The sequence below is a fragment of the Mesorhizobium sp. WSM4836 genome (genome assembly GCF_055811815.1).
The window spans coordinates 12022-34074 of record NZ_JBVVQF010000010.1; the positions used below are offsets into that span (position 1 = coordinate 12022).

At 64.1% G+C, this 22053-nt stretch carries 22 protein-coding genes and 1 tRNA gene; 10 read left to right on the forward strand and 13 right to left on the reverse strand.

Going from position 1 to position 22053, the window contains the following annotated elements; translation table 11 throughout:
• Positions 1-165 precede the first annotated feature (165 nt).
• The 4 genes from AC0L2P_RS13860 to AC0L2P_RS13875 all read left to right on the forward strand — a co-directional run bounded on the left by AC0L2P_RS13860 (position 166) and on the right by AC0L2P_RS13875 (position 4567).
• Positions 166-1191 (forward strand): transporter, encoded by a 1026-nt coding sequence (locus AC0L2P_RS13860; RefSeq protein WP_473501820.1) that lies wholly within the window; start codon positions 166-168, stop codon positions 1189-1191.
• Positions 1192-1357: 166 nt separating this feature from the next.
• Positions 1358-2002 carry a carbonic anhydrase gene (locus AC0L2P_RS13865; protein ID WP_473501821.1) on the forward strand — a complete coding sequence of 215 codons (645 nt, stop codon included), beginning with the start codon at positions 1358-1360 and terminating at the stop codon, positions 2000-2002.
• Positions 2003-2012: 10 nt separating this feature from the next.
• Positions 2013-2423 (forward strand): nuclear transport factor 2 family protein, encoded by a 411-nt coding sequence (locus AC0L2P_RS13870; RefSeq protein WP_473501822.1) that lies wholly within the window; start codon positions 2013-2015, stop codon positions 2421-2423.
• An 89-nt stretch (positions 2424-2512) separates the two neighbouring features.
• On the forward strand, positions 2513-4567 hold the full coding sequence (locus tag AC0L2P_RS13875) for a M3 family metallopeptidase (protein ID WP_473501823.1): 2055 nt from the start codon (positions 2513-2515) through the stop codon (positions 4565-4567).
• Positions 4568-4626: 59 nt separating this feature from the next.
• Here the strand turns inward: AC0L2P_RS13875 and AC0L2P_RS13880 are convergent.
• Positions 4627-4702 (reverse strand) — tRNA-Ala (locus AC0L2P_RS13880).
• 164 nt (positions 4703-4866) lie between these two features.
• Here AC0L2P_RS13880 and AC0L2P_RS13885 point away from each other — a divergent pair.
• Positions 4867-5157, forward strand: coding sequence for a YggT family protein (locus tag AC0L2P_RS13885; RefSeq protein ID WP_023678162.1), 291 nt, complete (start codon positions 4867-4869; stop codon positions 5155-5157).
• A gap of 13 nt (positions 5158-5170) precedes the next feature.
• Positions 5171-5491, forward strand: coding sequence for a DUF167 family protein (locus AC0L2P_RS13890; RefSeq protein ID WP_473501824.1), 321 nt, complete (start codon positions 5171-5173; stop codon positions 5489-5491).
• Between the two features lie 263 nt (positions 5492-5754).
• On the opposite strand, the gene AC0L2P_RS13895 is transcribed toward AC0L2P_RS13890, so the two are convergent.
• From AC0L2P_RS13895 to AC0L2P_RS13925, 7 genes are all read right to left on the reverse strand, one after another.
• A complete protein-coding gene (locus AC0L2P_RS13895) occupies positions 5755-6723 on the reverse strand; it encodes an ABC transporter ATP-binding protein (RefSeq protein ID WP_473501825.1) in 969 nt (322 codons plus the stop codon).
• Positions 6723-7733 (reverse strand): ABC transporter ATP-binding protein, encoded by a 1011-nt coding sequence (locus AC0L2P_RS13900; protein ID WP_473502023.1) that lies wholly within the window; start codon positions 7731-7733, stop codon positions 6723-6725. Before AC0L2P_RS13900 ends, AC0L2P_RS13895 begins: the two co-directional genes overlap by 1 nt.
• Positions 7730-8647, reverse strand: coding sequence for a dihydrodipicolinate synthase family protein (locus AC0L2P_RS13905; RefSeq protein WP_473501826.1), 918 nt, complete (start codon positions 8645-8647; stop codon positions 7730-7732). The genes AC0L2P_RS13900 and AC0L2P_RS13905 overlap by 4 nt, the downstream gene beginning before the upstream one ends.
• A gap of 18 nt (positions 8648-8665) precedes the next feature.
• Entirely contained in the window at positions 8666-9568 is a 903-nt protein-coding gene (locus AC0L2P_RS13910; RefSeq protein ID WP_473501827.1) for an ABC transporter permease, read from the reverse strand.
• Positions 9568-10527, reverse strand: a complete 960-nt coding sequence (locus tag AC0L2P_RS13915) for an ABC transporter permease (protein WP_473501829.1) — start codon at positions 10525-10527, stop codon at positions 9568-9570. Before AC0L2P_RS13915 ends, AC0L2P_RS13910 begins: the two co-directional genes overlap by 1 nt.
• A 66-nt stretch (positions 10528-10593) precedes the next feature.
• Positions 10594-12174 (reverse strand): ABC transporter substrate-binding protein, encoded by a 1581-nt coding sequence (locus tag AC0L2P_RS13920; RefSeq protein ID WP_473501830.1) that lies wholly within the window; start codon positions 12172-12174, stop codon positions 10594-10596.
• A gap of 32 nt (positions 12175-12206) precedes the next feature.
• The gene (locus tag AC0L2P_RS13925) at positions 12207-12920 is read right to left on the reverse strand and encodes a FadR/GntR family transcriptional regulator (protein WP_352468196.1); all 714 of its coding nucleotides are present in this window, start codon (positions 12918-12920) and stop codon (positions 12207-12209) included.
• A 100-nt stretch (positions 12921-13020) separates the two neighbouring features.
• Between AC0L2P_RS13925 and AC0L2P_RS13930 the strand changes: the two genes are divergently transcribed.
• The 3 genes from AC0L2P_RS13930 to AC0L2P_RS13940 are packed head-to-tail and all read left to right on the forward strand — an operon-like array spanning position 13021 to position 15924.
• Positions 13021-13992: a Gfo/Idh/MocA family protein gene (locus AC0L2P_RS13930; RefSeq protein ID WP_473501831.1), complete on the forward strand. Its 972-nt coding sequence runs from the start codon at positions 13021-13023 to the stop codon at positions 13990-13992.
• Positions 13989-14984: a Gfo/Idh/MocA family protein gene (locus AC0L2P_RS13935; protein WP_473501832.1), complete on the forward strand. Its 996-nt coding sequence runs from the start codon at positions 13989-13991 to the stop codon at positions 14982-14984. The genes AC0L2P_RS13930 and AC0L2P_RS13935 overlap by 4 nt, the downstream gene beginning before the upstream one ends.
• On the forward strand, positions 14974-15924 hold the full coding sequence (locus AC0L2P_RS13940) for a dihydrodipicolinate synthase family protein (RefSeq protein ID WP_473501833.1): 951 nt from the start codon (positions 14974-14976) through the stop codon (positions 15922-15924). Before AC0L2P_RS13935 ends, AC0L2P_RS13940 begins: the two co-directional genes overlap by 11 nt.
• 55 nt (positions 15925-15979) lie before the next feature.
• Here the strand turns inward: AC0L2P_RS13940 and AC0L2P_RS13945 are convergent, their stop codons facing one another.
• Positions 15980-16945: an LLM class flavin-dependent oxidoreductase gene (locus AC0L2P_RS13945; protein WP_473501834.1), complete on the reverse strand. Its 966-nt coding sequence runs from the start codon at positions 16943-16945 to the stop codon at positions 15980-15982.
• Positions 16946-17075: 130 nt separating this feature from the next.
• The gene (locus tag AC0L2P_RS13950) at positions 17076-17231 is read right to left on the reverse strand and encodes a hypothetical protein (protein WP_473501835.1); all 156 of its coding nucleotides are present in this window, start codon (positions 17229-17231) and stop codon (positions 17076-17078) included.
• A gap of 253 nt (positions 17232-17484) precedes the next feature.
• On the opposite strand from AC0L2P_RS13950, the gene AC0L2P_RS13955 reads away from it, so the two are divergent.
• Entirely contained in the window at positions 17485-18252 is a 768-nt protein-coding gene (locus tag AC0L2P_RS13955; protein WP_473501836.1) for an SDR family NAD(P)-dependent oxidoreductase, read from the forward strand.
• A gap of 14 nt (positions 18253-18266) precedes the next feature.
• Here the strand turns inward: AC0L2P_RS13955 and AC0L2P_RS13960 are convergent, their stop codons facing one another.
• The 3 genes from AC0L2P_RS13960 to AC0L2P_RS13970 all read right to left on the reverse strand — a co-directional run bounded on the left by AC0L2P_RS13960 (position 18267) and on the right by AC0L2P_RS13970 (position 21900).
• Positions 18267-19211 carry an ABC transporter permease gene (locus tag AC0L2P_RS13960; protein WP_473501837.1) on the reverse strand — a complete coding sequence of 315 codons (945 nt, stop codon included), beginning with the start codon at positions 19209-19211 and terminating at the stop codon, positions 18267-18269.
• Positions 19208-20263 (reverse strand): ABC transporter permease, encoded by a 1056-nt coding sequence (locus tag AC0L2P_RS13965; protein WP_473501838.1) that lies wholly within the window; start codon positions 20261-20263, stop codon positions 19208-19210. The genes AC0L2P_RS13960 and AC0L2P_RS13965 overlap by 4 nt, the downstream gene beginning before the upstream one ends.
• A gap of 125 nt (positions 20264-20388) precedes the next feature.
• On the reverse strand, positions 20389-21900 hold the full coding sequence (locus AC0L2P_RS13970) for an ABC transporter ATP-binding protein (RefSeq protein ID WP_473501839.1): 1512 nt from the start codon (positions 21898-21900) through the stop codon (positions 20389-20391).
• Positions 21901-22053 lie beyond the last annotated feature (153 nt).

The window sequence follows — 22053 nt, forward strand, 5'->3', positions numbered from 1 at the left end:
TTGGGCTTGAATCCCCCCCCCCCCACCCCCTTGTTTTTTGCGTTGGTGTTTTTTATTAATCTCCCCGGGGTGGTTGGGGGGGTTTTTTTTTTTTTTTTTCCGGGGGGGCCCCCCCCCCCCCGGCCCCCCCCCGGATCACCTGAACGTGCATCGTTTCGGCCGGCCATGAATGACGCATCGCATCTGACATTGCTTGCCGCCGACGACCCGCATCATGCTCCCGGGCTGGTCTGGGCCTATCGTGCCGCTCCCGGCAAAGCTCCCGAACCGCTGGCGCCCCGAGACGTAGAGGCCGCGCTAACCTCAGCGGACGGCTGGGTCTGGCTGCATGTCGACCTTGTCGACCGGCGCGCCCATTCCTGGGTCAGCCACGCCTGCGCGCTGCCGGCGTCGGCTCATGCAATCCTCGAAGGACATGAGGACAGCCTGGTGCTGGCGCATGAGAATGGCGTCGTCCACGGCATTTCGGCCGACCTGCATGGCGAAATTGCTCATCAGTCGACGACCATCGGCAGATTGCATTTTGCGGTCTCGGAGCGGCTGCTGGTCACCGGCCGCCGTCATCCGCTGGCGGCGGTGGAGGAAGTGCATACCGCCCTTGCCGCGGGGCTGCGGCCGGCCACGGCATTCGAGCTGTTCGAAACGCTGGTCATGGCTTTTTGCAAGACCACCAGCCTGCGGCTCGCCGCGGCGACGAAGCGGCTCGATGCAGTCGAGGACCATCTCGTGACCGAGCGGCTTGCCGACGAAAGACGGCAGCTGAAGGATGTGCGCCGTCTTGCCGTATCCCTGCATCGGCCGATCTCGGCCCTGGCAGCGCTTTTCCAGGACGAAGACCGTTCCGCCTGGAACCTTTCCGCCGGCGCACATGACGTTCTGCGCCGGCTTGCTGCGCGCCTTGAACGGCTCGACCGCGAGGTCGTCATGATCAACGACCGGGCAAGGCTTCTGCAGGAGGAGCTTGCGGCCGAGCTTGCCGACGAATCGAACCGCAGCCTCAAGGCGCTGGCGGTTATGGGCGCGCTACTTTTGCCGGGCACGCTGATCGTCGGCATATTCGGCATGAACACCGGCGGACTGCCATTTGCCGAGAGCTCCAGCGGCTTCTTCCTGGCGATGCTGCTCGCGGTTGGCGCGACCGGCCTGTTCTACTGGCTTCTGCTGCGCGCCGGCGCCAATCTGCGGTTCTGAGGCCGATTAAGGGCGGCTTTCGTTCGCCTGTGCCAAAGTAGGGGCTGGCATGCAGGCACCGCGCCATCCCGCCTCCCGAAAATCGGTTCCGATTTTCGGGCCGATGCGCTAGAGCCTTTCGGGATTGAACCGTGCCTTTAACCCGGAAAGGCTGCCTCCGCTGCCCATGCCCCATCTTCCCGAGCATCTTCTCGCCGGCTACCGCAATTTCATGAGTGGCCGATATCTCACCGAAAGCGGGCGTTATCGCTCGCTGGCGCGGGAGGGCCAGGCACCGGAAACGATGATCGTCGCCTGCTGCGATTCCCGCGCCGCGCCGGAAGCGATCTTCGATGCCGGGCCCGGCGAGTTGTTCGTGCTGCGCAATGTCGGCAATCTGGTGCCGCCCTATGCGCCCGACGATCAGTTCCACTCGACATCGGCGGCGCTCGAATTTGCCGTGCAGAGCCTCAAGGTCAAGAACATCGTGGTGATGGGCCACGGCCGCTGCGGCGGCATCCGCGCGGCACTCGACACCACGGCCGCGCCGTTGTCGCCGGGTGATTTCATCGGTAAATGGATGAGCCTGATCGCGCCGGCGGCCGAGACCGTATCGTCGAGCACCTTCATGACCGCGACCGAGCGCCAGACCGCGCTGGAGCGCATCTCGATCCGTTATTCCATCGCCAATCTGCGCACGTTTCCCTGCGTCTCGATCCTCGAAGGCAAGGGGCGGCTATCGTTGCACGGTGCCTGGTTCGACATCTCGACCGGCGAGCTTTGGGTGATGAACAAGGACACCGGCGATTTCGAACGGCCGGAGATGGAGTAGAAAACAGGGCATGGTGCGAACTCGGATCGCGTTCGCGGCGGCGGCACTGCTGTGCTCGGCAGATTTCGTCCGCGCCGACGATAGCGCGATCATCGACCGCTGGTATTCGGCACTGCTCGTCGCCGACCGCAGCGAATTGTTGGACCTGCTCGCCGACAACGTCCGCATCAAGCTCGACGACCTCGGCGTCGTGCAGAGCAAGCAGGAATTCATCGCCTCGATCGCCGAATGGCAAGGCGCGGTCGCCGGAGCCGAAATCCGCCACAGGATCGAGAAATCGGAGGACGGCGTCACCACTGTGATCGCCTGCTATGATTTTCCCAGCAACGACATGCTGATGCAGGAGACCTTTGCGGTCGCGAACGACCAGATCACCGCCAGTTCGCAGGCGGCGATCGCGGAAAACTGCGACGGCTACTGAGGAAATCATGAACGGGGCGCGCTGTTGCGTGCTGCCTGCCGGCGCCTTACATCGGTGACGATCCGTTCTCCCGCCCACTCAGCGAAAGTTTGCCCATGCCGTCCACCGTCGACCTCGCCGCCCATCCGCTGACCTCATGGCAAGGGCCGCTCGGCCTGCCCGATTTCACGCGCATCGGCGACGGCGATTTTTCTCCGGTCTTCGACGCGGCCCTGAAGGCGCATGAGGCCGAGATCGAGGCGATTGCCGGCAACACCGGGAGCCCGACGGTCGAAAACACGCTTGCCGCGCTCGAGCTTGCCGGCGAGGCGCTCGACCGCGTCTCGTCGATCTTCTGGTGCCGCGCCGGCGCCCACACCAACGAAGCGATCCAGGCGCTGGAGCGCGACATCTCGCCAAAGATGTCGCGGCATTTCTCGGCGATTTCGATGAATGAGCGACTGTTTGCCCGCATCGACGACCTCTATCAGGGCCGCGAGGCTTTGAGTCTTGACGCCGAAACGCTGCGGGTCTTGGAAAAGACCTGGAAAAACTTCGTCCGCTCCGGCGCCAGGCTCGACGCCGAAGGCAAGAAGCGGCTGGCCTCGATCAACGAGGAATTGTCGTCGCTCGGCACCAATTTCGGCCAGAATGTGCTTGCCGACGAGCGCGACTGGGCGTTGTTCCTCGACGAGGCCGATCTTGCCGGCCTGCCGGAATTCCTGAAAAGTTCGATGGCGGAAGCCGCCGAGATGCGCGGCCAGAAGGGACGCTACGCCGTCACCTTGTCACGTTCGATCTACGAGCCGTTCTCGACCTTCTCAGAGCGCCGCGATCTGCGCGAGACAGCGTTCCGCGCCTTCATCATGCGTGGTCAGAATGGCGGCGCCACCGACAACACGGAAGTGGTGCGCGACATGCTGCGCCTGCGCGCCGAGAAGGCGAAGCTGCTCGGCTATGCTTCCTACGCCGCATTGAAGCTCGACGATACCATGGCCAAGACGCCGGAGGCGGTGCACGCGCTGCTCGATCCGGTTTGGGAAAAGGCGGTGGAAAAGGCCGCAAGCGACCAGGCCGAATTGCAGCGGCTGGCGGCCGAGGCCGGCAGCAACGAGAAATTCGCTGCCTGGGACTGGCGCTTCTATCAGGAGAAGCTGCGCGCAGAGAAATTCGCCTTCGACGAGGCCGAGCTGAAGCCGTATCTGCAGCTCGACCGCATCATCGAGGCCTGTTTCGACGTGGCGACGCGATTGTTCGGCATTTCTTTCGAGGAAAAGAGGGGCATTGCCACCTGGCACCCGGACGCACGTGTTTTCGTGGTGAAGAATGCCGACGGCAGCGAGCGCGGCCTGTTCCTCGCCGATTATTTCGCGCGACCCTCGAAGCGCTCCGGCGCCTGGATGAGCGCGCTGAAATCTGGCTACAAGCTTGGCGATGGCTCCAAGCCGGTCATCTACAACATCATGAATTTCGCCAAGCCGCCGGCCGGCGAAGCGGCCTTGCTGTCGGTCGACGAGGCCAAGACCCTGTTCCACGAATTCGGTCATGCCTTGCACGGCATGCTGACCGACGTCACCTGGCCGTCGGTCGCTGGCACTTCGGTCAGCCGCGATTTCGTCGAGTTGCCTTCGCAACTCTACGAACACTGGCTGACGGTGCCGGCAGTGCTGGAAAAGCATGCGCTGCATGTCAAGACCAGCAAGCCGATGCCAAAGGCGCTGGTCGATAAGATGCTGGCGGCGCGCACTTTCGGCGCCGGCTTCGCCACGGTCGAGTTCACCGCCTCGGCCTTGGTCGACATGGCCTACCATGCGCGGCCGGATGCCCCGCAGGAGCCGCTTCGTTTCGAAACCGAAACGCTCGAAAAGCTCGATATGCCCGGCACCATCGCCATGCGTCACCGCACCCCGCATTTCGGCCATATCTTTGCCGGCGATGGCTATTCGGCCGGCTATTATTCCTACATGTGGTCGGAAGTGCTCGATGCCGACGCTTTCGCCGCCTTCGAGGAAACAGGCGATCCCTTCAACCCGGCGCTGGCCGAGCGGTTGCGCGAGAACATCTACGCCGCCGGCGGGTCAAAGGACCCGGAAGAACTCTACACCGCCTTCCGCGGCAAGATGCCTTCCCCGGAAGCGATGATGGCCAAGCGCGGGCTGGTCTAAAACGTGGATGCGGGCGCTCGCAGAGCAGGCTTGCAGGAATGGGTCCGAAAAAAATCCGCTGGTGGAGCTGAGGAGGATCGAACTCCTGACCTCGTCATTGCGAACGACGCGCTCTCCCAGCTGAGCTACAGCCCCGTCCAGCGGATGGGGCTTTTATCGGCCGCTGCGGTTTCCTGTCAAGACTGCGCTTGCTGGCGAAATGCCGTTCGGCCGTTCGGCCGGCTTCGCCATACGGCGGAAGGCGGCTCTTGCCGCTTTCACCTACAGTGGCTACATGTCGGCAACAATCGGAGACCGGCATGATCGCCCTCATTCAGACCATTGTCATGGCGCTTGACCTTTACTGGTGGATCATCATCGCCTCGGCGATATTTTCCTGGCTCTACGCCTTCAACGTCGTCAACTCGCGCAACCAGTTCGTCGACACCATCAGCAACATGCTCTACCGGCTGACGGAGCCGGCGCTGCGGCCGATCCGCCGCTTCATGCCCGATCTCGGCGGCATCGACATCTCGCCGATCATCCTGCTGCTGATCTTGTTCTTCATCCGGCAGTTCCTGCTCACCACCGTGCTTTCGCTCGTCGTCTGAGTTCAGGCGTCGCATGAGCGCGCTGTTCCGCACGCGCTCCGACGGCATCGACCTGTTCATTCGGCTGACGCCAAAAGCGGCGATGGACAGGCTGGAGGGCATCGAAACATCAGCGGATGGGCGAAGCTATCTAAAAGCCCGCGTCCGCGCCGTGCCGGAAAACGGGGCCGCCAATCGAGCGCTGGCAAGGCTGGTCGCCAAGGCGCTTGGCGTGCCGGCATCGGCCGTCTCGATCGTCGCCGGCGGCACCGCTCGGCTGAAGACACTGCGCGCGCTTGGCGATCCCGCGGCGCTGGCGAAACGCATCGATACGCTGGGCGCGCCTGCGCCATGATCTCGGCTCGCTCACCTACCCCGCAGAAAAAGGCCGGGCTGCAAAGCCCGGCCAGATGTGAAGGTCGAAAACCTTCAGAGGGGAACGCGCCGGACGAATGGGAGGAAACATCCGACGCGGATTGCATATGGGTTGGCATCGACGACGTTTCAATGACGTTTCGGTGGACGACTTTGACGGTTTCATGGGACCAGCCTGTGGCCGGCAATCAATGCGGCGGGTTGAGCCCCCGGTTTCCGGCGCCTGCCTTGCAGTCGATCTAGCTAGCCGATGTCGTCGCGGATGCAGGCCTTCAGATGGCCCTCGGCTGTCGCCCTCAGCGGCGGCACAGCCCCGGCGCAAGCCTCCAGCGCAAACGGGCAACGGGTCCGGAAAACACAGCCCGACGGCGGGTTTGCCGGGCTGGGAATATCGCCCTTGAGCACTTGCCGGTCTTGCCTGGCCAGCGGATCGAGCGACGGAATGGCCGACAGCAGCGCGCGCGTATAGGGATGCTGCGGCCGGGCATAGAGCTCGGCCGCCGGCGCAACCTCCATGATGCGCCCGAGATAGAGCACGATGATCGTGTCGCAGATGTACTCGACGACGGCCAGATCGTGCGAAATGAACAGCATGGTCAGGCCGAGCCGAAGCTGCAGGTCGCGCAACAGATTGATGATTTGCGCCTGGATCGAGACGTCGAGTGCCGAGACCGGCTCGTCGGCGACGATGAATTCCGGCTCGAGCGTCAGCGCCCGGGCGATGCCGATGCGCTGGCGCTGGCCACCCGAGAATTCATGGGCGTAGCGGTCATAGGCGTCGACCGGCAACTCGACCGCGGCAAGTGCTTTCTCCGCCTTCGCCCGCCGCTCGGACTTCTTGCCAATGGCTTGAATGTCCAGGCCTTCGCTGAGGATCTGCCCTATCGTCATGCGCGGCGACAGGCTGGCGAACGGATCCTGGAAAATATACTGCATCTTGCGGCGCTGGCGGCGCAACTCGGCAGCACTCAGCCTGGTGATATCGGTGCCGTCATAGTTGATTTGGCCGGATGTCGGCTCGATCAGACGCAGTACCGAGCGGCCGATCGTCGTCTTGCCGGAGCCGGATTCGCCGACCAGGCCGACCACCTGGCCGCGCCTGACATCGAAGGAAATACCCTCCAACGCCCTGACCACCGGGCCACGCGAGAACGCTGTCGGCGCAAAATGCTTGGTTAGGTTTTTGACCGAAAGGAAAGGCGCGTCCACCATCAAAGCTCCTCCCAACGCAGGCAGCGGCTTTGCTGGGTCGGCGTTGCCGCAAACAATGGCGGGACCGCGACGCGGCAGGCATCGATAGCCATCGGGCAGCGCGGCGCGAAGGAACAGCCCTTGGGCAGCAAGGCGAGCGAGGGAACGTTGCCGGCAATGGTCGGCAGTGGCGTCCCCGCCGCCTTCAGCGCCGTGGCCTGGCCGAGCCGCGGCACCGAGCGCATCAACCCGGCAGTATAGGGATGACGCGGACGGGTGAACACTTCGCTCACCGGACCTGTTTCGACGATACGCCCGGCATACATCACCGCTACCCGGTCGGCGATTTCGGCGACGACGCCGAGATTGTGGGTGACGAACAGGATGCCCATGCCGCGCTGCGCCTGCAGCTCGGCCAGAAGATCGAGGATCTGGGCCTGAATGGTGACGTCCAACGCGGTCGTCGGCTCGTCGGCGATCAGCAATCCCGGATCGCAGGACAGGGCCATGGCGATGGTAGCGCGCTGCCGCATCCCGCCCGAAAGTTCGTGTGGATACTGCCGCGCCCGCCGCTTCGGATCGGGAATGCCGACCTGTTCCAGCAGCCGCACCGCGTCTGCTTCTGCCTCGCGGTGCGATTTGCCGAGATGGATGCGGATCGGTTCGGCGATTTGCTCGCCGATCGTGTAGACCGGGTTTAGGCTGGTCATCGGCTCCTGGAACACCATGCCGATCTCGTTGCCGCGTATCTTGCGCAGCGACTCGGCATCGAGGCTGGTCAGCTCGGTGACCGTGCCGTTCTTGCGCCGCAGCGCGATCGATCCCCCGGCGATATGTCCGACCCTTTTCGGCAATAGGCCGATGATCGACAGGCTGGTGACGGATTTGCCGGATCCGGATTCGCCGACGAGCGCCAGCGTCTCGCCGGAGCCGATCGTCAGGTCGACATCCGTTACCGCCGCGATGTCGCGCCCCGCAATGCGGAACACCGAGCGCAGGCCGCAAATCGAGAGGATCGGCGCGACACTCAGCGGAGCAGCCCCACATCGCGAAGGATCGCCTCGACCTTAGCGGTTTCCTCGTCGTTCAGGCTGCGTTGCGGCCGCGCCATGGTGTTCGAGGCGATGATGCCGAGGCTCTTCATCGCTGCCTTGAAGGCGCCGACGCCGGCCGAGCCGGCGCTTGTCCTGCCGAGCGAGATCCAGACGATCTCGAACAGTTTCAACAATCGCTCCTGCTCTAGCCGGGCATCGGCATGCTGGCCGGCCTGCGTCAGCTTCCACAGCCTGACGTAACCATGCGGGTCGACATTGGCGAGGCCCGGCACGACGCCATGCGCGCCCATGGCCAGCACGCTGTCGACCAGGATCTCGGAGCCGGTCATGCCGAAGAAACCCGGGTCGTTTGCCATGTCATTGAGCACGTAACGCAGATTGCCGTCATCGCCGCTGGAATCCTTGATGCCCGCGATGGCTCCTTCCCTGGCGAGGCCGACCGTGGTCTTGCGCTCCAGCTTGACGTGAACGCAGACCGGGATGTCGTAGGCGATGACGGGAATGTCGATCGCATCCTTGATATAGCGGAAGTGGTCGCCGATCTCCGGCTGGCTGGTGCGGGTATAAAACGGCGCGGTGACGACGATGGCGTCGGCGCCGGCCGATCTGGCGATGCGGGCGTGGCCGATGACACGATCGGTTGTCGGGTCGATGACGCCGGCGAAGATCGGAACCCGGCCATTATTGACCTTGACCGCATGCTCGAGGATGGCCCTGCGGCCCGCCTCGTCGTGGAAGACCACCTCGCTGGTCGAGCCGAGCACGAACAGCCCGTGAACACCGCCGTCGAGCAGGTTCTCGATAGTGCGGGTGAACGACGGAAAGTCGATGCTGAAATCGGCATTGAGCGGGGTGACGACAGGTGGCACGACGCCGGTAAACAGGGGCATTTTGATGAACCTTTGAGGTCAGTTGAGATCGGAGCGAGGGTCGAATGCGTCGCGCAAGCCGTCGCCGATGAAGTTGATGGCAAGCACGGTGAGCACCAGTGCGGCGCCTGGGAACATCCATTGCCACGGGTATTGTTCGAGCACGACAGTGGAGCGGGCGAGATTGAGCATGTTGCCCCAGCTGGCTTCGGGCGGTGCGATGCCGAGGCCGAGGAAGGACAGGCCGGCCTCGAGCAGGATGGCGTTGGCGATCTGCAAGGTGGCGTAGACGACCAGGATATCGATGCAATTGGGCAGGCCGTGCCGGAACAGCAGATGCGGCAGCCCCGCGCCCATGCCGCGGGCGGCGACGACAAAGTCGCGCTCGCGCAGTTCGAGCAGCCGGGCACGCACCATGCGCGACAGCACCGGCCAGGAGAGCAGCGAGATCACCAGGATGGTCGGGGCGATGCCGGTGCCGGCGATCGAAGCCAGCACCAGCAGGAAGATCACCGGCGGCAGCGTCATCGCCAGATCGACGAAACGCATCACCGTGCCGTCGACAAGACGCCCACCAAAGCTGGCGATAGCCCCGATCAGAAAGCCGATGACGGTCGAGATGGCGACCGAACAGACGGCAACCAGCAGTGAGATCCGCCCGCCTTGCAGCAACCGGGCCATGACATCACGCCCGACGCCGTCGCTGCCCAGCCAATGAATGGCCGACGGTGCCTTGTTCATCGCCCTGAGGTCGATGGCGTTCGGGCCGAACGGCCACCACAGAGGATAAGTCGAAACCGCCAGCAGGATCGGGATGACGATCAAAAGCCCGGCACGCGCAGCGCGGTTTTCAAAAAAGCGGTCGAGCGCGCGGCGAAGCGGGCCTTTGGTTTGCGGCACGGCTGTCGGGTCAACTGTAGGATCTGGCGCGGTGATTGCCATCACGCCACCTGAATGCGCGGGTCGACGACGGCATAGACGACGTCGGTCAATAGGTTGACCAGGATGACGCAAACGCCGATCACCAGGGTAGCGCCCATGATCACCGGGTAATCGCGGTTGCCGACGGCGTTGACCAGAAGCAGTCCCATGCCCGGCCAGTTGAACACGCTTTCGAGGAAAATGGCGCCGCCGATGGCGATGCCCACGGTCGAGCCGATCAGGGTAATGACCGGCAAGAGCGCATTGCGGGTCGCATGTTTGATGATCACCCAAAATTCGCGCACGCCCTTGGCGCGCGCCGTCCGCACGTAGTCCTGGTTGAGCACTTCCAGCAGCGAGGCGCGCATGTAGCGCATGATCAGCGCAGCATGGCCGATGGACAGCAGGCAAGCGGGCAGGATGAGGTGCGCAAGCACGTCGGTCATCGAGAACGGCGCGCCTGCGGTCTGCATGCCGCCGGATGGCGCCCAGCGCAGCAGCACCGAGAAGAAATAGAGGCCAAGCAGCGCCGTCAGAAAAGCCGGGCTGGAGATACCGATAAACGACAGCACCGACAGCGCGATGTCGGACGGTTCGTTACGGCGCACCGCGCTGAAAATGCCGGCGGAAATGCCGAGCACGATGGCGATCGCCAGGCCCGTGCCCATCAGCAGCGCCGTCGGGCCGATGCGTTGCATGACCAGTGGCAGCACGGCAACGCCGCTGCGCTGGATCGAATAGCCGAAGTCACCGCTCAGCGCCGCGCGCAGCCAGCCGAGATATTGCACGGGAAGCGGTCGATCGAGCCCGAGCCGTTCGCGCAGGCCCTCGAGGTCGGAAGCCGACATCGGCACAGAGGGATTGATGTAGGCGTCGATCGGATCGCCCGGCGCCAGCCGCAACAGGATGAAGATGAGGACGCTGAGCGCGACCAACATCAGCAATCCTGTGGCGCTGCGGCGGGAAATGAAGCTCAACATTGTATATCCATGGCGGTGGCAGGCGGCGCCAAAGTGGTCCCGCCTGCTCGCTTGGTTGCGGGGTTCTTACTGGATGTCCCAGCGCTCGGGGTGAGCTGCGTAGGGGCCGCCGCCCGGCGCCGGCGTCCAGACGAAGTCACGCAGTTTGTTGGAGGCCACGCCATAGCGGTTGGCCACCCACAACGTCGCCCAGGGCAGCTCCTTGTTCATCACCTTGCAGACCTCCTGCCAGGAGGCGTCGAGCTTGGCCGGATCGGTCTGGCCGAGCGCGGCGTCCAACGCGGTGCTCAGGTCGTCGAACTCGATACGCATGGTGTTGAAGCCTGCCGGCGGGATCTGCGACTTGTTGAGGCCGGGATTGAGGCCGGCCGGATTGGGGCCGTTCTGCAGGCCGGCATAGACCATCGGAAATGCATTCCAGTCCGGCGTGCCTTGCTTGTAGACGATGCCGTTATAGGTCGGCGTATCGACAACCCGCGGCACCACATTGATGCCAACCTCGGCCAGCATCGACTGGACAGCGGCCATCACATTGGCCGCTTGCGGCGAGCCGTAATAGGTCAGCAAGGTGATCGGCTTGTCGCCGTTGATCTTGTCCCAGCCCGCCTCGGCCAGCAGCGCCTTGGCCTTTGCCGGATCGTAGGCATAGGGTTCGAGGCCTGCGGGAACCAGATGCGGCGCGACATAGCCGCAATTGGCCGGCTTGGCGGCACCGCCATAGAGGCTGTCTATGATTGCGTTGCGGTCGATCGCATACATGATCGCCTGGCGGACACGGATATCCCTAAACAGGTCGACCTTCTGGTTCAGGCCGATATAGTTGACCACATAGGAGGCACCTTCGATCACCTTGAAATTGCTGTCACTCTTGAACGATGCCGCATCGTCGGGCTCCACATAGGTGAACTGGATCTCGCCGGCGCGGAGCGCAGCAACGGCCGCCGCCGGCGACTCGAAATAGCGGTTGATGAGCACGTCTACCTTCGGCTTGCCGCCGCGATAATCGTCATCGGCTGCCAGTTCGACATATTGATCGGTCACGTAGCGCTTGAACTTGAACGGACCGGTGCCGACCGGAGCGGTCGACCACCAGGTGCTTGTCGCCAGCGCTTCCGGCGGCAGAGCGGCCAGGGCATGCTCCGGCAGGATCATCAGCTGCGAGAGGATGGATAGAAACGAGCCGTTCGGTTTCGATAGCTTCACCACTGCGGTGTGGTCATCCGGCGCATCGACCGAGGCGATGTTGGCGAGGCGGGCGGCAAACAGGCTGCCGGAGGCCTTGTTCTTGGCAAGCTCGAGGGTGAACTTGACGTCCTTCGCGGTGAACGGCTTGCCGTCATGCCAGGTCTCGTTGACCAGGTTGAACGTATACGTCAGCTGGTCGTCGCTGATCTTGTAGTCCTTGGCGAGGTCGCCTTCGATATCGGTCAGCCCCGCATTGTAGATGACCAGCGGTTCAAAATATGTGCTGAGCCAGGTGTAGCCGCCGGTCGCGACCAGCGGGTTGAAGTTCTTGGGAAAACCGCCGGGGCCGACGTCGAAGCCGCCCGCAATGGTCTTGGCGCTTTGTGCCTGGACACTGGTCAATGGGGCAATGCTGGCGAGCAGCAGCCCGGCGACTGAGAATGCGATGGTCCTGATGCGCATGGTTTCCTCCCTTGGCATATTCAGGTTGTTCTTCAGCTTGCTCGGTTTTTGGCGATAACCTGCTGGATCCCCCGGTAATGGTCGTCGAGCCGCCGACGCGCCTGGTCGACATCCTTGGCGGCGACAGCCTCGACGATCTCGTGATGGTCGCGCCATGTCGCCAGCGGCGTCGGATTATCGAGATTGGTGAAATTCGAGGCCTTGTTGAACGCCGTCCAGAAGATGTCGATCAGCGCGCTCAGCATGTGATTGTTCTGGCAGCGGAACAGCAGCTGATGGAATTGCTGGTCCTCTTCGGCGAAGCTCTCATGGCGCTCGGCACGTTGCCGCATGCGCTCGGTCAACTGCCGCAGCGCCTCGATGTCCTCGGCACTGATCATCTCGATCGTCTTGGCGATGAGGCCGGTTTCCAGCACGCGGCGGATTTCGCGCAGCTCTTCGACGTCGCGCAGCGAATCCTGCAAACCGTAGGCCAGGTTATCCAGCAGCGGCTTGAACGAGAACTCCTTGACGAACACGCCGATGCCGCGTCGCGTCTCCAGGATGCCGATCGATTCCAACGCCTTGATGGCTTCCCGCACGGAGTTGCGGCCGACGCCGAGCCGCTGCGCCAGGAACGTCTCCGGCGGCAAGGGATCGCCTGCCTTGAGCTGGTTGCTTTCGATATAAGCCCTGAGGCTTTCCTGCACGGTGACGTGAAGCAGCGGCGGTCTGCTCAACGGTTCGATCGACTTCAGTTCCGCCATCCCACTGCTTTCATCATCCGCCGAATCAGCCAGCCCGCCGCTTGTCGTATAGCTACTTGTAGGATATCCTGCAAGCCCATAACAAACCTGCTGCCTTCGAATGAAGATTGCCCTCGCCGGCTCGAGCCACTGGCACGCCGAAATGCACTTCGAGGCCACACGCTTTTACGGTGCGGAGATCGCCGGTATCTGGGACGAGGATCCTGGCCAAGGGCATGCGTTCGCCGTGCACCACGACCTGCCGTTTATCGAAAATTTCAACGAGATCCTCTCCAGCCCGCCGGATGTGATCCTGTTGATGGGGCACCCTTCGATGGTGCCGGCGCGGGCACGTGCGATCATCGAGGCAGGGATACCGCTGATCCTGGAGAAGCCGGCGGCCAGCCATACGAGCGAACTGATAGCGCTGCGCGAGCTTGCCAGGCAGCACCAGGCTTTTGTCGCTGTTCCCCTGCCCAATCGTTTCGGGCCTGCGGTCACGGCCTTCGAACGCCTGCGCCGGCAGGGGCGCGCCGGTGCGGTGGCGCATTGCCAGTTCCGGCTGGTCAATGGCCCGCCGCAACGCTACATTGCCGACGGTGTCGACTGGGTCGTCGATCAGGCGATCGGCGGCGGTGGTGCGTTGCGGAACCTCGGCATACACGGCGTCGACGCGGCACTCAGCCTCGCAACCGGCAAGCTCGGCCTGAAAAGCGTTTCGATTGCGAACCGCATCCATCCCGGCCCGGTCGAGGACCATGCCCTGCTGGTGCTGGAAGACGAAGCCGGAGCGCTGTTCATCGTCGAGGCCGGTTACACCTTTGCCTCGATGCGTCCCGGCGGCGACTTCGAGTGGCGCATCGTCAGTGCCAATGCCACCCTCATCGATCACGGCGACCATGCCACCTGCGCAACGCTCGACGATGCGGCCGTTGCCGATTTGCCGGTCGAACTGCCGGCAACACGCTATCGTCTGTTCATGCGCGATACGCTCGACCGGCTGGCGAGAACCGCGCCTCCGTCGGTGTCCATCGAGGATTATGTTGCGGCGACGTCGCTGATCGACGCCGCTTATCAAAAGGCAGGATCATGATTGGAATAGGAATTATCGGCGCCGGCGATTTCGGCGCGGCCCATGCGCGGGCAATCCGTGAGATTGGAGGCATTCGCCTCGTTGCCGCTTCTCGTGGAAATGCCGATGCGCTGCAGCGCTTCACCACCGAACATGGCGGCCGCGGTTACGCCGACTGGCACAAGCTGCTGGACGACAAGGAGGTCGACGCGGTCCTCATTGCCAGCCCACACCATCTCCATGCCGAAATGGCGATTGGCGCGGCACGGGCCGGCAAGCACATCCTGCTCGAAAAGCCGATGGCGCCGACGGCGGCCGCCTGCGATGCGATCAACGCCGCCGTGGCCGAGGGCGGCGTCAAGCTAATGGTCGCCCATCTCATGCATTTCGCCCTGCCCTGCATGGCGGCCAGGCACAAGCTGGAGCAAGGAGCGCTCGGCCGGCCGCTCGCCGGATCGAGCTGGATCATAAAGCTGTGGATGGAGCACAATCGCCGCGACTGGCATCTGCGCAAGGCGACCGGCGGCGGAATGCTGTTGACGGCCGGCATCCACGCCGTCGATCGCCTCGTCTGGCTGATGGATGACGATGTCGTGTCGGTGAGCGGCATGCTCGGCGCGAAGTTCCATGATCAGGAAGCAGACGACAGCGCCTTGCTCGGACTGCGCTTCGCCGGCGGTGGCATCGGCCAGGTGCAGAGCGTCGGCTACCGCACTGGCGCCACCACCTACGCCATGGACCTGGTCTGCGAGCAGGGAACGCTGCGCATCGACATGGACCGCGGCACCATGCTTGGGCGTGATACGGTTTGGACGGAGCTGCCCGGTTCCTTTGAGCCGAACTGGATGCACAGCGCGCTGGTGCGCGAATGGAGCGCGATGCGCGATGCCATTGCCGACGACACGCCGGTGCCGGTCGACGGCATCTATGGGCGCAAGATGATCGCCATTATCGAGGCTGCCTTCGCATCGAACGAAACCCGCCGCGAACACGAGATCGCCGGTGCACGCTGACCTCAACGACCATCTGGCCCGCTTGCCCGCACACGCACCGCGCGGCGTCTGGGGTGCGGTGATGCTGGCCATCGACGATCGCGGAGCGATCGACTGGCAGGCGACGGAAGAGACGATCGCCCGGCTCTGCGCCTCAGGCGTCGACGGCGTCTATTCCAATGGCACGGCCTGCGAATTCCATTGCCAGACCGAACCCGAATTCGACCGGCTTTGCGAATTGGTCGCAACCATGGCCGGCCGCGTGCGCCTTCCTTTCCAGATCGGCATCAGCCAGTCCAATCCGCGCGTCGCGCTGGAGCGGCTGACGCGGGTGGCCGCACTTCGCCCGGCGGCGGTGCAGTTCACCTTGCCCGACTGGTGGCCGCCCAGCGACGATGAAATCATGCGTTTTGCCGGCGGCCTCTGCGAGGCCGCGCCCGAAACGCCGCTGGTGCTCTACAACCCGCCGCACGCCAAGCGCCGCCTAACGCTCGACGGCATCGCCAGATTGCGTGCGGCCGTGCCGTCGCTGATCGGCGCCAAGCTGCCGGGCGGCGACGCCGGCTGGTATGCCGATATGCGCCGCAAACTGGACGCATTTTCCGTCTTCGTCCCCGGCCACACCCTGGCAACAGGCTATGCTGGAGGGGCCCATGGCAGCTATTCCAACGTCGCCTGCCTCAACCCGAAGGGCGCGGTGCAGTGGTGGCAGATAATCCGCACCGACACGGCCGCCGCTGCCGAGGTCGAGGCCCGCATACAGGCCTTCCTCGCCGCACATGTCCTGCCGTTTCGCGTGCGTTACGATGTCAGCGATGCGGCACTCGACAAGGCGATGGCGGCGGCCGGCGGCTGGGCGCCGCTCGGCCCGCGACTGCTCTGGCCCTACAGCTCCGTTCCCGATGAGGAAATCGCGACGCTGGCCAGGGCCGCTCGCGCGGCTTTCCCGGAATGGCAGTGAACCCCAGCGTAGGTGGCTGCAACGCAGTGCAATCCATTCGCCCGCCACGCCTCTTTCAGCAGCCGGCACGCACGCCCTGTGTTGCGCGTGACGCAAACGCCCCCGGCGCCGGGGCATCCGCCTCGCGCCGCGCCAGCGAATTGGGCAGCAGTGCGATCGCCTCGCGGCCGGCGGTCGCAATCTCGCGCGGCCTGTCGACGCCGACGATCATGAACTCCTTAATCCCCAAAGCGGCGTAGGAAAGCAGCGACAGCGCGACCTGCGCCGGCGGCCCGGCAAGTTCGAGCGCCTTCTGGCAGGAAGCGGCCGGCTTGTCTTCCGAGCGGATCCGGTCTTCCGAACGGATTCGGACGGGAAGCGCGAAACGCAGCTTGCCGGCCCGGCCGTGTTCGGCGGCGGCGTCGCGTACGCGCTCCATTGATTGGCGGATTTCTGCAAGCGAGCCCGGCGCCAACTCGAACACGTCCGCATGCCTGCCCGCGACCCTGAGCGCGGTGCCCGACTGCCCGCCCATGCGGATGGTCACGTCGGCACCATGCGGCCCCTTGCGCGGCACATAGCCGCCTTTGATACTGTAAAAGGCGCCTTCATGGTCGAACGGCCTGTCATTCGACCACAATCGCTTCAGCAGCACCAGATATTCGTCGATGCGTTGCCAGACCACCGTATGGCCGGCCGGACGTGCCTCGGCATCGTCGTCGCTCAGCGGCTCGCTGAGCATCCTGAGCGACAGCCGGCCACCGCTTCTCGCGTCGAGGGCAGCGAGCTGCCGCGCCGCCACGATTGGTTCGATCACGCCCGCCCAATGCGTAAGCACGACCCCCAGGGAGGAGGTACGGTCCAGCGTCTGGGCGGCAAGGTCCATATTGGTCAGCAGCCCGGCCTGGTCGTCGATGACGATCTTCTGGAATCCGGTATCCTCGATCAGTGACAGCTTCGTCGCGGTCTCGACAAAGTCGTAGAAAAAGCTGGCGTCGGCAGCGTGGATCTTACCGGGAACATGCGTGAACTCGATCGGCATTGCCATCTCCTCCATCACGTTGGAATCAGGGCGCGCAAAAGCGCACCGGCATTCGGTTCATCAACTCCGGAATTTCTGTAAACGACAGGCCGCTATCCCGAGGAAGCCCCGACGATCAAAGCCTCCATAATCAGGGGATCAGCCCCAGTACCACTGCCCCGGTGAATACAAACGCAAGGGCAAAGACGAGATAGGCGAAAGCGCCGGCATAGGCCGGCCGCCATACCTGGTCGGAACCCAGCCTTTGGCCTCTGGGGGCAGTCTGAGCGTTCTGGCTATAGGACATATCGACCTCCGTCTCGGCGCTTAATCTATAAAATCAGTAGACTTTGTCGAGTGCTATTTTCGCTTGATTCTTAGAATGGTTTTCTAAAAACGCTAGACAAATTAGTGCTTTTGCTGCTTAGCGCCGCCTTTTGAGGCATGCCGGGGTGACGGCAGAAAACGTCGGGTCCATGTGTCTGTGGCTCCTTGGCCATCCAATGGATGCGGGATAGCATCGCTGCTTCAACGCACGGCAAGGCAGCAGAGAGCAAAACATGGGCACAAGACTGGCCGGCAAGGTCGCAATCATTTCGGGCGGCGCGACGGGAATGGGCGGTGCGGCCTCCGAGCTTTTCGCGGCCGAGGGTGCCAAGGTGGCGATCATCGACCGCAACGGCGAAGCCGCCGCCGTCACCGCAGCGGCAATCAGGCAACGCGGCCATGTCGCCGAGCACTGGGTGGCCGACGTATCGGATGAGGCGCAGGTCGAAGCGGCGGTGACGGGCGTGATGGAAAAATTCGGCCCGGTCACGGTTCTGTTCAATCACGCCGGCACCATCGTCATCAAACCCTTCCTGGAGACGACGCTGCAGGAATGGGACTGGCTGCATGCCGTCAATGTGCGTTCGATGTTCCTGATGACGCGCGCCGTGCTGCCCGGCATGATCGCCGCCGGCGGCGGTTCCATCGTCTGCACCTCGTCGATCTCGGCGGTGGCGGCGACGCCGATGGAGGTGCTCTACGACACCACCAAGGGTGCCTGCCACATGTTCGCGCGTGCCATTGCCGTCGAATTCCGCGACCGCAACATCCGTTGCAATGCGGTCTGCCCCGGCTTCATCAGGACACCGCATGGCCTGCGCGAGGTCGCCGATCTCGACAAACTTGGCGTCGATGTCTCCGACGCGGCACTAGCGGCGCAGCAAGGCCGGATCGGCGAGCCGGAAGAGGTAGCGAAGGCAGCTCTGTTCCTGGCTAGCGACGAGGCCAGCTTCGTCAACGGCGCCCATCTGTTCGTCGATAACGGCTTCACCGCGATGTGAGAGGCGAAGCGCCGCTACCGCTCTTCGCGCCGGAACGGCTTGAGCAGCGCCGACGGGGCTACCGCATTGCGCGACATCACCGCCATGGCGACGATGGTGAAGATGAACGGCAGCATCAGGAACACTTCGTAAGGGATATGGCCAAGCCCACTCGCCTGCATGCGCAATTGCAAGGCGTCGACGAAGGCAAACAGCAGTGCCGCACCGGCCGAGCGCCACGGATCCCAGCGGCCGAAAACGACGAGCGCGATCGCCACCCAGCCACGCCCCGAAACCACGCCGAAGGTGAAGGCGTTGAACTGCGCCATCGACAGGAAGGCACCGGCCAGCCCCATCAAGGCACCGCCGAGGATCACCGCCTGAAAGCGCGTAACGATGACGCTGACGCCGGCCGAATCAGCGGCGCGCGGGTTTTCACCGACCATGCGAACCGACAGGCCCCATGACGTGCGGTAGAGCACGAAGGCGGCCAGGGGAATAGACAGCATCGCCATGTAGACCAGCGAAAACTGGTTGAACACCGCCGGCCCAAGCACCGGAATGCCGGACAGTATCGGGATCGGCAGCGTCTCGAACCCCTTGATGTTCGGTGGCACCGATTGCTGGCCGAAGATCAGCCGATAGAGGAAGTAGGCAAGGCCTGAACTGAACAGCGTCACGCCGATGCCGCAGACATGCTGACTGAGGCCGAGCGCCACCGTAAACAGCGCATGCACGGCACCCATCAGCGCACCGGTCAGCATCGCCGCAAGCACGCCGAGCCACAGGCTGCCGCTGAGGCTGGTCGCGGTGAAGCCGGTCATCGCCGACAACAGCATGATGCCTTCGATGCCGAGATTGAGCACGCCGGCCCGCTCGGAGAACATCTCGCCCAGCGTTGCAAAGGCCAAAGGTGTGGCGATCCGGATGATCGCGGCCAGGAAGCCGACCTGCAAGATCTGTTCCAGCACCACGCTCATTTGGCTGTTCCCACGCGACGGATGCGATATGCGGTGAACAGCAGCGCCACCAGCATGGCGAGCAGCGCAGTTCCCTGGATGACTTCGCTGAGGAAAGCCGGAACGCCGGTCGCCCGCGACATCGCCTCGGCGCCGGTCATGACGGCGGCAAGGAAGATCGCGGCCGGCACGACGCCGAGCGGATTGAGCCTCGCCAGCATGGCGACGACGATGCCGGAATAGCCATACCCCGGCGAGATGTCGCTCATCACCTGGAAATGCACGCCGCCGACCTCGCCGACGCCGGCAAGGCCGGCCAATGCGCCGGACAGCAGCGCCGTCGAGATCAGTACCCGCTCGACATTGATGCCACCATAGCGCGCGGCTTCCGGGTTCTCGCCGGTGACCCTGATGCGGAAGCCGAGCGTCGTACGCGCGACCACGAACCAGATGACCGGTGCCGCGACCAGCGCCGCGACGACGCCGAGATGCAGCCGTGTGCCCTCGATGAGTACTGGAAAGTTGGCCGCATCCTCGATCGGCGGCGAGATCGGGTAGCCGCTGAAACTGTCCTTCCATGGCCCCTCGATCAGCGCCATCAGTGCGTAGAAGATGACCGAGTTGAGCAGTAGCGAGCTGACCACGTCATCGACCCTGAATTTCACCCGCAGTGTCGCGGGGATCAGGGCGACGGCCGCGCCGGCGGCGGCGCCCGCCAGCGCCATCAGCAGCATGGCGAGCGGCCCCGGCATCGGGATGGCGCCGACGGCACAGCTCGCCACCGCACCGGCCAGCAATTGCCCTTCAGCGCCGATGTTCCAGAATTTGGCGCGGAAGGCGACCGCCACGGCCAGCCCCGTGAAGATCATCGGGGCAGCACGCACCAGCGTTTCGGTGATGGCGTAGCTGTCGCCCAACGACGCCGAAAACATCACGCCGTAGGCTTCGACGACACCGGCCCCGGCCAGTGCGATGAGGCCGCTGCACAGGATCAGCGTCGCCCCGATGGCGAGCAGCGGCAGCGCCAGATTGAACCAGGTGGGCGTTGAGGTGCGGGCCTCAAGACGGAACATCAAGCCTTTCCTTCCCCTTTGGCGCCGAAAGGCAGGCAATTTGGAAAGGTCAGCGTCGACGGAAGTCCCCCTCCCCCTTGTGGGGAGGGGTTAGGGGTGGGGGATAGCGCTACCAGAAAGTCCATCTAGACGCTCCCCTCCGCCCCGGTCATCATCAGGCCGAGCCGCGCGACGCTGGCATCCGCGCTGTCCAGCGTGCCGACGATGCGGCCCTCATACATCACCGCGATACGGTCGCAGAGCATTAGCAACTCTTCCAGATCCTCGCCTATGACGATGATGCCGCAGCCCTTGGCGCGCATGTCGAGGAATTTTTCGTGGATGAAGCGGGCGGCGCCGATATCGAGACCGCGAGTCGGCTGCGAAACGATCAGCACCTTCGGATCGAAGGCGAGTTCGCGTGCCAAAAGCGCCTTCTGCAGATTGCCGCCGGAAAGCGCGCCCGCGCGCGTCATCGGCCCGGGGCAGCGAATGTCATAGGCTTTGATCTGCGCCTCGGCGAAGGCGCGGATCGCATCCGGCCTGAGCAGGCCGTTGCGGCTGAACGCCTCCGTGCCGATGCGCGGCAGCACCATCGAATCGGCAAGCGGCAGATTGGTGACCAGCCCGGTCGTCATGCGGTCTTCCGGGATGCGGCCGAGGCCGAGCGCCTGCACGTCGCGCGGCGAGAACCGCAAAACCGCTTTGCCGGCTATCGTCATCTGTCCGGCATCGGGCACTCGCACGCCGGAGATGACCTCGGCAAGCGCGCGCTGCCCATTGCCGGAGACGCCGGCGATGCCAAGGATCTCGCCAGCGCGGACCGACAGCGAAACATCGCGCAGCCCCATGCCGGAATGGCGCGAGGTCGAGATGCCGTCGAGCGTCAGCACCGCCGCACCCGGCGTCGATGGCCCCCTTGCCGGCGGCACGATCTCGTGCCCGCACATAAGCCGCGCCATCTCCGAGGACGTCGTGCTAGCCGGCGCATTGACGCGGCCGGCGACGCGCCCGTGCCTGAGCACGACGCAGCGATGCGTCAGCGCCCGCACCTCGTTCAGCTTATGCGAGATGAAGATGATGCCGAGCCCTTGTGCCGCCATCGAGCGCAGCGCCGAAAACAGCCCGTCGACCTCTGTTGGCGCCAGCACCGCCGTCGGCTCGTCGAGGATTAGCAGCCTTGCGCCGCGAAACAGTGCCTTGACGATTTCGAGACGCTGCTGTTCGCCGACCGCCAGTGCCGAGACGGGGAGGTCCGGGTCGAGCGTCAGCCCGTGCTGGCGGCCGATTTCGGCAAGCCGCGCCAGCCCGCCGGCACGGTCGATCCGGCCCGACCTGCCAGGAATGCCGATCAAGAGGTTCTCCAGCACCGAAAGCCGCGGTGCGAGGTGAAAATGCTGGTGCACCATGCCGATGCCGGCGGCAAGCGCATCGGCCGAGCTGTTGATCGTCACCGGCCGGCCCTGCACCAGTATTTCGCCGGCATCGGGCGCGTAGGCGCCGAACAGCACATTCATCAGCGTCGTCTTGCCGGCACCGTTTTCGCCAAGCAGCCCAAGGATCTCGCCCGGCGCGACGCTGAGATCGACGGCTTCGTTCGCCTTGACGGCGCCAAAGCTCTTGGAGATGTCGCGCATTTCTATGACAGGGGCAGGCAAGGGCACTCCTGGTGAGAGATGGCGCGGATATCCCTCCCCCTTGAGGGGAGGGTGCCGAGCGAAACGAGGCGGGAGGGGTCACCTCAGCTGCCTCGACTTGACTTAAGACGACGGAGCGCGTCCCTGAGGACCCCACCCGGCCCTGTGGGCCAC